The following is a 12,924-nucleotide window of genomic DNA, read 5'->3' as shown; positions in this document are numbered from 1 at the left end:
GCGTCGATGGGCCGCGCAATGCGGCCCAGGTGCGGCGGCGCTTCAGTCTGCGAGCCTCAGGTTTCCAGCCCCGCCCCGCCCAGAATCGACTTGGCGTCGGCGCGCGCATTGTCGAGCTGCACGACGCTCGCCTGCCGCGCCGCAAGCGCGTCGCCGTGCTCGATGGCCGTGAGAATCGCCTTGTGGCGCGGCAACGAAAGGGCGTGTGTGTTGGGATGGCGGCTCGTGAGCTTGATCGACTCGGAAAGCGCGAGCGAGAGCATGTTGCCGATGTACGCCAGCATGTTGTTATGCGTGGCGGCCATGATCGCGCGGTGGAATTCCAGATCGGGTTCGAGCAGGTCGGCGGCAGTCTCCGCCTGCTCCATGCGGGCGTAGGCCGCGGTGATGCGGGCGCGGTCTTCGTCGTTTGCTGAAATCGCGGCAAGTGCCGCGGCGGCGGGTTCGATGATCTGCCGCACGGTCATGAGCGAGCGGAAGAACTCGCCTTCGGGAATGCTGTTGACGGTCCAGTACAGCACGTCGGGGTCGAGCATGTGCCATTCTTCGCGCGGGCGAACGACACTGCCCACGCGCGGCTTAGACACCACGAGACCCTTGGCGACCAGCACGCGCGTGGCCTCGCGCAGCACGGGCCGGCTCACGCCGTAGGTTTCGCACAGCGTGGGTTCGGGCGGCAGGCGCTGCCCGGGGGCGAGCGTGCCGCCTACGATCTGCATGCCGAGCTCCTGCACGATGCGCGCGTGCATGCTCTTGCGTTTCTCTAGATTGCGGTAATCCATGATTGTCCGGCCGGGGGCTACCCGATCGGAGCGTCCCCCCTGTATGTGGGAACCATTACGCGCTGGTGGTGCGCATGGCCCGATATTCCCGCCGCACGATATCCATCAGTTCAGCCACCGATGTATTGGCGCTGTGCTGCTCGTATGTCACGCGGCCTCGCTGCATCAACATGATGCGATCCGCAATATCGAGCGTCTGCGCATAGTTGTGCATGATCATGATAATCGATAGGCCGCCTTTTTCCTTCAAACGCATGATGAGATCGATGATCAGACCCGCTTCGCGCGCTCCCATCGCGGCGAGCGGCTCATCGAGCAACAGGATTTTTGCGTTCGAATGGACGGCGCGCGCCACCGCGATCGCCTGGCGCTGACCACCCGAAAGCCGCTCCACAGGCAGGTCCACGGAGGGCACGTGCACGCCGATGTCGTCGAGCAGTTGCGCCGCGCGCTGGCGCATCTGCTTGTGATCGAGCAATTTGAAGGGCCCGCGCCGCACAATCTCGCGGTTCAGGAACATGTTGTGGTAAATGCTCAGCGAATTCGCCAGCGCGAGGTCCTGATAAACACATTCGATGCCGAGCGAGCGCGCATGGTCCACCGAGCGCAGCAGCGTCTCGCTGCCGTCGATCTGCAGTGTGCCGCTCGTTTGCTGATGAAAACCCGTGAGGATTTTCACGAGCGTGGACTTGCCCGCGCCGTTGTCGCCGAGAATGCCGAGGATTTCGCCGCGGCCGAGCGTGAGCGAAACGCCGTCGAGCGCCGTGACCGCGCCGAAGCGCTTGACGATGTTCTCGCCGCGCACCGCGAGCGGGGCGTTGGCCGTGGCGGTTGCGCCGCCGGGGGAGGCTTGCGATTCGTCCATCATCGGCTCCCTTTGCGGCGCAGGCGCCCAACGTGGATGTTGAAGACCATGGCGGCGAGAATCGCGGCGCCGAGGATGATGTTGAAGGTGAACGCGTTGATGCCGATGAGCGTGAAGCCGTCGTTGAGAATGCCGAGCACCGCTGCGCCGATCAGGCCGCCCACGATCGTGCCCGAGCCGCCCGTGAGCGGCGTGCCGCCGATCACGGCCGAAGCCACGGCGAGGAACATGATCTGGTTGCCGCCCGCCTGCGGGTCGATCGAGGTGATGCGAAAGCCTTCCAGAATGCCGGTGAAGCCCGCGAGCACGGCGGCAATGATGAAATTGCCGAGGCGCAGCCGGTTCACGTGAATACCAGCCTCGCTCGCGCCTAGCGGATTCGCGCCGGCCGCCTGCGTATGCAGGCCCCAGCGCGTGTGGCGCAGCAGCACGTGCATGGCAAACGCGATGACGATAGTCCAGAGGATCTCGCTATAGCCCCACGCGCCCATGAAGGCCGCGAATTCGGGCGAACCCGGCGTCTGCACCGGGGTGCCGCGCGAAATGGTGAGCGTGATGCCGTTGATGAGGAAGAGCGTGCCGAGCGTCGTGACGAACGAGGGCAGACGCAGCCACACGGTCACGGCCCCGTTCACGAAGCCGACGATGCCCGCGGCCACGAGCCCCGCGATCACGGCGAGCCACATGGGCGCGCCTGCGTCGTTGGCGAACACCATCATGAACGGCGCGAAGGCGAACACCATGCCGGCTGAAAGATCGATGTCGCCGCCGATCATCAGCATGATTTCGCCGAACGCGATGATCGCCACCGGCGCGATGAACTGCGAGAGGTTGACGAGACTCGCGTTGGTGAGCAGGAAATCCCGGTTGGAAAATTCGAAGTACGCCGCGAGGATCATCGCCACGAGCAGAATACGCAACTCGGGCGCCCACGCGGAGAGCCATTGCCCGCGCGGGCGGGCAACAGCCCGCGCGGAGACTTCAGCCTTGCCGGTTTCGTTCACAGAGTTCATCACTCGTAGTTCATTGCACTGGGTTCATTACGACTTGATCGCACCGCTCATCGGCACGATTTGCGGCTTGGTGGTCTTGCCTTCGAAACGCGTCGAGGTATTGAGGTACGGCTCGACGGTTTCCTTCGTCACGAACTTCAGACCCGTGTTCGTGTCGGCCGGCCCGACCAGCCCGCCCGAGGCGAGCGTCACGAACGCCTGCATCACCGTATAGAAGCCCTGCACGTACGGCTGCTGGTCGATCGTGAAGTCAAGATAGCCTTCGTGGATGAGCTGGACCGTGGTCGGCAGCAGGTCGAAGCCGCCGCCGTGCACACCCTTCGAGGGCAGGTTGTTTTCCTTCATCACCTGCGCGACGCCCTGCGTGCTGCCCGCATCGACAGCGAACATGCCCTTCAGGTCCTGGTGGCCCAGGTAGAACGACTTGATCTTCGAAAGCTCTTCGTTGACGGTCGCGCCCGTGGCCACGGTCTGGATGTCGATCTTCTTGCCGGACTTCTTGATGGCGTCGCTCGCGCCGTCCAGACGCGGCTGGATGTTGAGCTGGCCAGGCGTGGCGATGAAGAGGCCGACGAGGCCGCTGTCGATCAGGCTCACGATACGCTCGCCCATCTGGTAGCCCGAGAGATACAGGTCCTGGCCGATATAGGCAAGCCGCGGGTTCTTCTTGCCGCGCGGCGCGTCGGCGTTATAGGCGAAGACCGGAATGCCCGCGTCGAGCGCCGCCTGAATGGGCTTGTCGAAAGCGGTGGGGTCGACGATCGGCACTGCGATCGCATCGGCCTTCGCGGCGATGGCCGAATTCACGGCACGCACCATTTCGCCCGCGTCGGACGTGGCCGAGCCGGTCCACTGGTAGTCCATGTTGAGCAGCGAGCACGCGTCCTGAATGCCGTATTGCGTCGGCACGAAGAACGGATTCGTGGTGACGTGATTGACGAACACGATCTTCCACTTCTTGTGCGAAGGGAAGCCCGATTCGGCGGCCTGCGCCGTGGAAATGAATCCGCCGCCGCCAACCGCACCGAGCAGCGATAGCGCCGCGCCCAGTCCCGCACCCTGCATCAGGCCGCGCCGGCCCGTGTCGATCAAGCCCTTACCGTCTTTTGCGTCATCCCGATCCTGCGCCATGTTTTCCTCCGGTCTTGTCATCGTGGTCGATGTAGGCGACTTTTCGTCGAAAAGCGTGCAGATACTGGCCAGTACCGGGGGAACGCGCTAGACATCCGCAGCGAACATGGGTTCGCCAGGCGCCGACGGTACCGCAAAAATCTTAGTGCAGCGTGATGAGGCCTCCTAATCCATGTATACCCGTAACTACTCCATACGCGCTGCCATGGCGACGATCGTCCATGACAAGCGGCTTACGCACCGCCCTTCGCCTCCTGCATGTGCGGCGGCGGGCTGGCGAGCTTGGCCTGGTCCATCGGCGCGGCGGCTTGCGGCCGCGTGGTGCGCGGGGCGCCGCGGCCTGTGCCGGTGGACTTGCGGCGCGCGGCGTGGCGCTCGGTTGCGCGCTGCATGAGGCAGAACGCGCAGAGCAGCGCGCCGATCACGATGCGCGTCCACCACGAGCTGAGCGTGCCGTCGAAGGTAATGAGCGTCTGGATCGTGCCCAGAATGCCCACGCCGAACACCGAGCCGATCACATAGCCCACGCCGCCCGTGAGCAGCGTGCCGCCGATCACGGTCGCGGCGATGGCGTCGAGTTCCATGCCTTGCGCCTGCAGCCCGTAGCCCGACAGCACGTAGAGCGTAAACACCACGCCGCCGAGCGCCGAGCAAAAGCCCGAGAGCGCGTACACGCCGATCTTGGTGCGCGCCACCGGCAGGCCCATGAGCAGCGCGGAGCGCTCGTTGCCGCCGATCGCGTAGACGTTGCGCCCAAAGCGCGTGAAGTGCGCGATGACGATGCCCGCAACGAGCATGGCGATGGCCGTGAGCGAACCGGTGGTGAGCGAGCCGCTGCCCACCGGAATGTTGAATTCGGAGAGCGCGTGAAAACCGGGGTCGTTGATCTGGATGGATTCGGTGGTGATGAGAAAGCAGGTGCCGCGCGCGAGGAACATGCCCGCGAGTGTGATGATGAAAGGCTGCAGCCGGAAGAAGTGGATCAGCGCGCCCATTGCCGCGCCGTACAGCGCGCCGCAGAGCAATACGAGCGGCACGACCACGAGCACAGGCCAGTGCAGCTTCTCGGTGCCTACGGCGCAGAGAATTGTCGTGAGCGCGACCACGGCGCCCACCGAAAGATCGATGCCGCCCGAGATGATCACGAATGTCATGCCGATGGCGACGATCAGCAGGAACGCGTTGTCGACCAGCAGCCCGAAGGCCACCTGAAGCGAGAAGAAACCGGTGTACATGACCGAGCCGAAGCCGAACAGCACGGCAAACAGCACGACGGTCACGACGATGGGCAGCACGCGCGGATCGACGAAGCGGGTGGCGCCGCGCCGGCACGCTGCGAGCGTGTTCGAAAAGGACAGGGCAGGGCGGTTCATGCTCGGCTTCCCCCGAATGGGTGCGCTCGTGCTCAGGCGCGCGCGCGGCGCGCGAGAGCGATGCGTTTGAGTTGTTGAAAAGCGAAGGTGCGCGCGGCGGGCGACTGGATCAGGCACACGAGCAGCACGACTACGGCCTTCACGACGAGCGTGGCCTCGGGCGGCACGCCGATCGAATAGGTGGTGTAGGTGAGCGTCTGGATGATGAGCGCGCCGAGCACCGTGCCCGCGAGACTGAAGCGCCCGCCCAGCAGCGACGTGCCGCCGAGCGTCACGGCGAGAATGGCGTCGAGTTCGAGCAGCAGGCCCGCGTTGTTGCCGTCCGCGCTGCGCACGTTCGAACTGATGAGAATGCCGGCGATCGCGGCGGTCACGCCGCAGAACGCGTACGCGCCGAACACCACGGCTTGCGACGACAGGCCCGCAAGTCGCGCGGCCACCGGATTCACGCCGATCGAGCGGATGAACAGGCCGAGCGCCGTGCGGTTGACGATCAGCGCGGTGAGCGCGGTCACGGCAATCGCGATCCACACGGCGCACGGGATCAGCGCGAAATAGCCGCCGCCCGCGAAGAGATAACCGGGCGCGCCGATGGGGATGATCTGGCCGCCCGTGAGCAGCTGCGCAACCCCGCGGCCCGCCACCATCAGGATGAGCGTGGCGATGATCGGCTGCATGCCGACGAACGCGACGAGCAGCCCGTTCCAGATGCCGGCGAGCAGGCCCACCGCGAGCGCCGCGCCGAACGCGAGGCCCACGCGCGAAGGATCGGCGGCGAGCACCGTGGCGGCCGCCGCACCCGCGATCGCCACGACTGCGCCCACGGAAATGTCGATGCCGCGCGTGGCGATCACGAGCGTCATGCCGAGCGACACCACGACGAGCGGCGCGGCGCGCATGAGGATGTCGATGGGCGCGCCGAACAGGTGGCCGCCCAGCATCGTGATCGAGAGGAAGTTGCCGCGATGCACGACATCGACGACGAAAAGCGCGATGAGCGTCACCGCGGGCCACACCAGCGGATGCCGGATGACGAGCGAAAGCCAGACGGGGAGGGCGGGGCGCGTCATCGACGGTCTCCGGCAATGAGGTCGTAGACTTCGTGCTCCGAGCGCGCGGCGCCCGAAAGCTCGGCCACCTTGCGCCGGTCGCGCAGCACGGCGATGCGGTCGGAGACACGTACCACCTCGCTGATCTCCGACGAAATGAACAGGATGCCGAGGCCCTTTGCGCAAAGCGCGCGCACGCGGTCCATGATTTCGAACTTGGCGGCCACGTCGATGCCGCGCGTCGGCTCGTCGAGTATCAGCAACCGCGGTTTGGTCGCGAGCCAGCGCGCGAGCAGCACCTTCTGCTGGTTGCCGCCCGAAAGCAGGCCAATGGGCTGTTCGGCGTCGCGCGCCTTGATGCCGAGTTGCTCGATATATTCGTTGGCCAGTTCGCGCTGGCGCGAGCGCCGGATCATGCGCCACCAGCCCAGTTGCGCCTGCAGCGCGAGCACGATGTTTTCGCGGATCGACAGATCGGCGACGATGCCTTCCTTCTTGCGGTCTTCGGGACAGTAGGCCATGCCGTGGCGCACGGCGTCTCGCGGCGAAGAAAGCTTCACCGCTTTGCCGTTGATATGCAGCGTTCCCGCATCGGCTTTGTCCGCGCCGAACAGCAGGCGGGCGGTTTCCGTGCGGCCCGAGCCGAGCAGGCCAGCGAGGCCGAGAATCTGGCCCGGCTGCACTTCCAGATCGAGCGGATTGAGCACGCCGCGGCGCGCCACGCCTTGCGCCGCAAGATACGGTTCGGCGTTCGTTGCCGCCGTCTCGCCGTGCACCGTTTCGGCTTGCGTGAGCCGCTCGCCCGCGTTCTGCAGGCCCACCATTTTCGCGACCAGCGTTTGCACCGGCAGGTCGGCGGCGAGATATTCGCCTTCGCGCTCGCCGTTGCGCATCACCGTGATGCGATCGGAGATCGCATAGGTCTGCTCCAGAAAATGCGTGACGAACAGGATCGCAATGCCCGACGCTTTCAGCTTGCGCAGCACGTCGAACAGGCGCGCGACTTCGCCTTCGTCGAGGCTCGAAGTCGGTTCGTCGAGAATCAGAATGCGCGCATCGACGGACACCGCGCGCGCAATCGCCACCATCTGCTGCATCGCAATGGGGTAGGTGTCGAGCGACTGCGTGACGTCGAGAGAGAGATTCAGTTGCGCGAGCGCTTCTTCTGCGCGGCGATGAATCGTTTTCCAGTCGATCAGGCCGAGGCCACGCTTGCGCGGCTGGCGGCCCGCGAAAATGTTCTCCGCAACCGAGAGGTTCGGGCAGAGATTGACCTCCTGGTAGAGCGTCTGGATGCCGGCGGCTTCCGCCATCTGCGGCGTCGGGAAGTGCACTGCCTCGCCCGCGAGGCGTATCTCGCCCGCCTCGGGCTGGTGCACGCCGGTCAGCACGTTGATGAGCGTGGATTTGCCGGCGCCGTTCTGCCCCATCAGCGTATGGATTTCGCCGGGGTACAGACGAAAATCGACCCGGTCGAGCGCACGCACGCCGGGGAAGGTTCGGGTAAGACCGACGGTTTCGAGTATCGGGGCAACGCTCATAAGCAACCGTGAAAGAGGCCAGAGCGCGCGGTGTGCTGAGTCAACTCCTTAAATACTAAGGGCAACGAAGCACGCCGCGCCGCTTGCAGCGAAGTTTAGTACTTGCGCGACGGGAGCACCTGTGCCGCCACGTCCTCCGGGAACACCGTTTCGTTCGTCACGATGCGCTTGGGCAACTGCTTGCCCGCCACGACGTCCTTCACGGCGCTCATGAGCTGCGGCCCGAGCAGCGGGCTGCACTCCACGTCGACATTCATCTTGCCGGCGATCATCGCCTGGAAGCCGCCCTTGGTGGCGTCGAACGACACGACGCTGATGTCCTTGCCCGGCTTCATGCCGGCTTCTTCCATGGCCTGGATCGCGCCGAGCGCCATGTCGTCGTTATGCGCGTAGACCACGTTGATCTTGTTTCCATACGTCTTCGCGAATGCTTCCATGACCTGCTTGCCGCCGGCCAGCGTGAAGTCGCCGCTTTGCGACGCGATGATCTTGAACTTCGGATCGTTCTTGATCACTTCCATGAGGCCCGAGTGACGGTCGTTGGCCGGTGCGGAACCCACGGTGCCTTGCAGTTCGACGATATTGATCGGGCCGGGGTTGTCCTTGTAGTGATCTTCAAGCCACTTGCCCGCGCGGCGGCCTTCTTCCATGAAGTCCGAGCCGATCATCGTCACGTAGAGCGACTGATCCTTCACGTCGATGTTGCGGTCCGTGAGGATCACGGGAATCTTGGCGCGCCTGGCCTCCTGCAGCACCGGCTCCCAGCCCGATTCGACCACGGGCGAGAACGCGATCACGTCCACCTTTTGGGCGATATACGAGCGGATCGCCTTGATCTGGTTTTCCTGCTTCTGCTGGGCGTCCGAGAACTTGAGGTTGATACCGGCGTCTTTGGCGGCCTGTTTGACCGACACCGTGTTTGCCGTGCGCCAGGCGCTTTCCGCGCCGACCTGCGCAAAACCTAGCGTAATCTGCTTGTCTTCGGCGTGTGCGACACCCGCCGCCAACGAGAAAGCGGCCGCCGCAGCGACCAACCCGCTTACCATGCGTGTTGCCAGTTTCATGCGTGTCTCCGATGTAGCTCTGTGCGTTGTATTTCTTTAATTCATGGCGCTACACCCGCGTCCATCACGGCCGGACAGTATCACGAGAAGTATCGCGCCATCCCTGGCCTTCGGTTATATCCTCTCGGTATACCGTTGGCCGCCCCTGCTGACCACAATAGACAAACTATATGCAACGACCAGAACGGTTTCGATTAGCGTTTTCCCGATAATCGCAGTCCATATAGTCATGCTATTTATAGGACTTTCTCACTAAGTGGGCAAAGCCATGAACACCCGTAAGCCCAAGCTTCGCTCGGCCGCGTGGTTCGGCACCACGGATAAAAACGGCTTCATGTACCGGAGCTGGATGAAGAATCAAGGAATACCGGATCATGAGTTCGCCGGCAAGCCGATTATCGGCATTTGCAATACGTGGTCGGAACTCACGCCGTGTAACGCGCACTTTCGCAAGCTCGCAGAGCACGTCAAGCGCGGCGTCTATGAAGCCGGTGGATTTCCGGTCGAGTTTCCCGTGTTCTCGAACGGTGAGTCGAACCTGCGGCCCACGGCCATGTTCACACGCAACCTCGCTTCGATGGATGTTGAGGAATCCATACGAGGCAATCCAGTCGATGCCGTCGTGCTGCTGGTCGGTTGCGACAAGACCACGCCCGCATTGCTGATGGGCGCGGCCAGTTGCGACGTCCCTGCGATTGCCGTGACCGGCGGCCCGATGCTCAACGGCAAGCACGAAGGGCGCGATATCGGTTCGGGCACGGTGGTGTGGCAACTGAGCGAGCAGGTGAAGGCGGGCAAGATTTCGATCCACGAGTTCATGTCGGCGGAGTCGGGCATGTCGCGCTCGGCGGGCACCTGCAACACCATGGGTACGGCTTCGACGATGGCGTGCATGGCCGAAGCGCTGGGCGTCACGCTGCCGCACAACGCGGCGATTCCGGCCGTGGACGCGCGCCGCTACGTGCTCGCGCACATGTCGGGCATGCGTATCGTGGAGATGGCGCTCGAAGACCTGCGCCTCTCGAAGCTGCTCACGCGCGCGGCGTTCGAAAACGCCATTCGCACGAACGCGGCGATCGGCGGCTCGACCAATGCGGCGATCCACCTGAAAGCGATTGCGGGACGCATCGGCGTGCCGCTCGAACTCGACGACTGGACGCGCATCGGGCAAGGTACGCCGACCCTCGTCGACCTGCAGCCTTCGGGCCGCTTTCTGATGGAGGAGTTCTATTACGCGGGCGGCTTGCCCGCCGTGCTGCGGCGGCTCGGTGAAGCGAACCTGCTGCCGCATCCCGATGCGCTCACGGCCAACGGCAAAACGCTGTGGGAAAACGTGCGCGAAGCCCCTATTCACAACGCCGAAGTCATTCGCCCGCTCGACAATCCGCTCGTCAAAGACGGCGCGCTGTGCGTGCTGCGCGGCAATCTCGCGCCGAACGGCGCGGTGTTGAAGCCGTCGGCGGCCACGCAGAAGCTGTTGAAGCATCGCGGGCCCGCCGTGGTGTTCGAGAACTTCGACGACTACAAGGCGCGCATCGGCGACCCCGATCTCGACGTCACGGCCGATTCCGTGCTCGTCTTGAAGAACTGCGGGCCCAAGGGATATCCGGGCATGGCCGAGGTGGGCAACATGGGCTTGCCGCCCAAGCTTCTTGCGCAGGGCGTAACCGACATGGTGCGCGTGTCGGACGCGCGCATGAGCGGCACGGCGTACGGCACGGTGGTGCTGCACGTGGCCCCTGAAGCGCGTGCGGGCGGCCCGCTCGCGATCGTGCGGGACGGCGACTGGATCGAGCTGGACTGCGAGGAGGGCGTATTGCGCGTGGATATCAGCGACGAGGCGATCGTCGCGCGGCTCGACGAGTGGGCTGCGAACCAGCGGCCCATCCCCGCCGATCGCAGCGGTTATCGCAAGCTTTATGTCGAGCACGTGTTGCAGGCCGACGAGGGCTGCGATTTCGACTTCCTGGTGGGTTGCCGCGGCTCGGACGTGCCGAGCCACTCGCATTGACATTCGGAATCCGTATCAAATCGCGCAGCGCCTGAAGGCGTAACCATCAAGCCGCTTTCGGCGCGCGCTCGTCGGCGCCGAGGCAATTCAGACCCATGAGCGTCGCCTCGACGGCTTCGTCGAGCGGCGTATGCGGCTCGCGCCCGAGTTCGCGGACGAGGCGGGCGTTGTCGAGCTGCAACGGTTCGCTCCACAAATAGCGCATCTCCATCAGTTCGCGCAGCGTCGTCACGAAGGGCGAGATGGCGCGCATGAAGGCCCAGGCGAAGGGCTTGCTCTGCGGCTTCAGTCCGTGGCGCCGGGCGACGCGGCAGATCGCTTCGACGAACTGCGAGCCATCGGCGTCCCAGTGGCCGGCCATGTGGAACACTGCGCACGCGGGCAGCGTGTCGCGCCGCTCGATCAGCTCGAGCATCGTACGCGCGACATCGGGCACGTACGACCACGCGTGGCCCACGCCGCGCGTCCCCGGCTGGCGCACGACCTGCACCGGCTCGTCACGCTTCACGATCCCTTGCGCAAACCAGCTATTGCCCACGTGCGGCCCGAAAAAGTCCCCCGCACGCACGACGATCGAGCGCACGCCATGCTCGCTCGCGGCCCGCATGCGCCGCTCCAGTTCCACGCGAATCGCGCCCTTGCGCGTGAGCGGCTGCTGGGGCGAATCTTCACGCAGTACCGGGAAGGTGTCGGGCCCGAAGTTGTAGATGGTGCCCGGCAGCACGACGGTCGCGCCCACGGCGGCCGCGGCGGCCGCGGCGGCGAGCGTGTTGTCGATCATCGGCAGCACGACTTCCGCCCAGCGCCGGTATCCGGGCGGGTTCACGGCGTGCACGATCACCGCGCAACCCTGCGCGGCGCGTACCACCGCTTCGCGCGAGAGCGCGTCGCCGTCGACCCAGTCGATGGCGCCGGCGGCAGCCGTGCCCGGCGCACCGCCGCGCCGCAGCGCGCGGACTTGCCAGCCGGCGTCGAGCAACTGGCGCGCGACTTCGCTGCCGATTCCGCCGCTGGCGCCGAGTACGAGTGCGCGGTTCTGTCGATTGATGCGGGTGGCGTTCATGCGGGTTCTCCTGACGGGTGAGCGGTGATGAGGGGCATTCTGCGCCGCTTGCCGTCAATAGAAAATTGGCGAAAATAGACCATAAGCTATACATTTATGTATAGCCTGCGATCTGAATTGGGGACGAAGTATGGCCGACAAGGAACCGAACTGGGAGTGGTACCGGAGCTTTCTGCAGGTCCTGGAAAGCGGCTCGCTCTCGGCGGCCGCCCGCGCGTTGGGCATCACGCAGCCGACCGTCGGCCGCCACGTCGAAAGTCTGGAGGCGGCGCTTGGACTCACGCTGTTTACGCGCTCATCCGATGGGTTCTCGCCAACCGAGGCGGCCAATGAACTGCGGCCGTACGCGGTCGGCCTTGCGATGACGACGGCCGCCTTGCGCCGCGCGGCGAGCGGTCACGGCTCGGGCGTGCGCGGGACCGTGCGGCTGACGGCGAGCGAAGTCATCGGCGTCGAGGTCTTGCCGCCGATCCTGGCGGCGCTGCGCCACCAATATCCCGAGCTGAGGATCGAACTCGTGCTGTCAAACAGGGCGGACGACCTCCTGCGTCGTGAAGCGGACATTGCGATACGCATGTTCCGGCCAGTGCAGGAGGCGCTGATCGCCAAACGTATTGGCGCGATCGACGTCGGGCTGCATGCCCACGAACGATATTTGGCGCTTCATGGCGTGCCGAAGTCGATGAAAGAGCTGACACGCCATTCGGTCATCGGCTTCGATCACGAGAACGCGTTCATTCGTTCGGTTCAGCCCAGGTTCGCAGCCTACAGCCGTCATAACTTTGCATTTCGCGCCGACAGCGACCTTGCCCAGTTGGCCGCGATACGCGCTGGTTTCGGCATCGGCGGGTGCCAGTCGCCGTTGGCGGCAAGAGACCCGAAGCTGGTGCGCGTTCTGCGCGACGAGTTCTCGCTGAGCCTGGATACGTGGGTCGCCATGCATGAGGATCTGCGCACGAGCGCGCGTTGCACGGTAACTTTTGCGGCGCTGGCGTCGGGGCTTAGTGCTTACATAGAAGGCGCGTAACGATC

At 64.7% G+C, this 12,924-nt stretch carries 11 protein-coding genes; 2 read left to right on the top strand and 9 right to left on the bottom strand.

The features are described 5' to 3' along the window. Positions 1-56: 56 nt before the first annotated feature. From AB3X99_RS28170 to AB3X99_RS28135, 8 genes are all read right to left on the bottom strand, one after another. Positions 57-782, bottom strand: coding sequence for a FadR/GntR family transcriptional regulator (locus tag AB3X99_RS28170; RefSeq protein ID WP_069265835.1), 726 nt, complete (start codon positions 780-782; stop codon positions 57-59). Between the two features lie 55 nt (positions 783-837). Beyond that, positions 838-1,647: an ATP-binding cassette domain-containing protein gene (locus AB3X99_RS28165; protein WP_069265836.1), complete on the bottom strand. Its 810-nt coding sequence runs from the start codon at positions 1,645-1,647 to the stop codon at positions 838-840. Next, positions 1,647-2,660, bottom strand: a complete 1,014-nt coding sequence (locus AB3X99_RS28160; RefSeq protein ID WP_342949030.1) for an ABC transporter permease — start codon at positions 2,658-2,660, stop codon at positions 1,647-1,649. Before AB3X99_RS28160 ends, AB3X99_RS28165 begins: the two co-directional genes overlap by 1 nt. Positions 2,661-2,687: 27 nt before the next feature. Continuing rightward, positions 2,688-3,791, bottom strand: a complete 1,104-nt coding sequence (locus tag AB3X99_RS28155; protein WP_069265838.1) for a sugar ABC transporter substrate-binding protein — start codon at positions 3,789-3,791, stop codon at positions 2,688-2,690. Positions 3,792-4,024: 233 nt separating this feature from the next. After that, a complete protein-coding gene (yjfF, locus tag AB3X99_RS28150) occupies positions 4,025-5,164 on the bottom strand; it encodes a galactofuranose ABC transporter, permease protein YjfF (RefSeq protein ID WP_083245333.1) in 1,140 nt (379 codons plus the stop codon). 32 nt (positions 5,165-5,196) lie between these two features. After that, entirely contained in the window at positions 5,197-6,234 is a 1,038-nt protein-coding gene (locus AB3X99_RS28145; RefSeq protein WP_342949028.1) for an ABC transporter permease, read from the bottom strand. Next, entirely contained in the window at positions 6,231-7,754 is a 1,524-nt protein-coding gene (locus AB3X99_RS28140) for a sugar ABC transporter ATP-binding protein (protein ID WP_069265840.1), read from the bottom strand. Before AB3X99_RS28140 ends, AB3X99_RS28145 begins: the two co-directional genes overlap by 4 nt. A 95-nt stretch (positions 7,755-7,849) precedes the next feature. Continuing rightward, positions 7,850-8,818, bottom strand: a complete 969-nt coding sequence (locus tag AB3X99_RS28135) for an ABC transporter substrate-binding protein (protein WP_069265841.1) — start codon at positions 8,816-8,818, stop codon at positions 7,850-7,852. A gap of 268 nt (positions 8,819-9,086) precedes the next feature. Here AB3X99_RS28135 and AB3X99_RS28130 point away from each other — a divergent pair, with 268 nt between their 5' ends. Continuing rightward, positions 9,087-10,829: an IlvD/Edd family dehydratase gene (locus AB3X99_RS28130; RefSeq protein WP_069265842.1), complete on the top strand. Its 1,743-nt coding sequence runs from the start codon at positions 9,087-9,089 to the stop codon at positions 10,827-10,829. A 46-nt stretch (positions 10,830-10,875) separates the two neighbouring features. Here AB3X99_RS28130 and AB3X99_RS28125 read toward each other — a convergent pair whose 3' ends face one another. Continuing rightward, entirely contained in the window at positions 10,876-11,892 is a 1,017-nt protein-coding gene (locus AB3X99_RS28125; protein ID WP_368618769.1) for an NAD-dependent epimerase/dehydratase family protein, read from the bottom strand. A gap of 130 nt (positions 11,893-12,022) precedes the next feature. Between AB3X99_RS28125 and AB3X99_RS28120 the strand changes: the two genes are divergently transcribed. Further along, positions 12,023-12,919: a LysR family transcriptional regulator gene (locus tag AB3X99_RS28120; protein WP_368602392.1), complete on the top strand. Its 897-nt coding sequence runs from the start codon at positions 12,023-12,025 to the stop codon at positions 12,917-12,919. Positions 12,920-12,924 lie beyond the last annotated feature (5 nt).

The organism is Paraburkholderia sp. BR10882 (assembly GCF_040948855.1).
GTDB lineage: Bacteria > Pseudomonadota > Gammaproteobacteria > Burkholderiales > Burkholderiaceae > Paraburkholderia > Paraburkholderia nodosa_A.
Note: the sequence above shows the minus strand (reverse complement) of the source record. Positions and strands in the feature narration are given on the sequence as shown.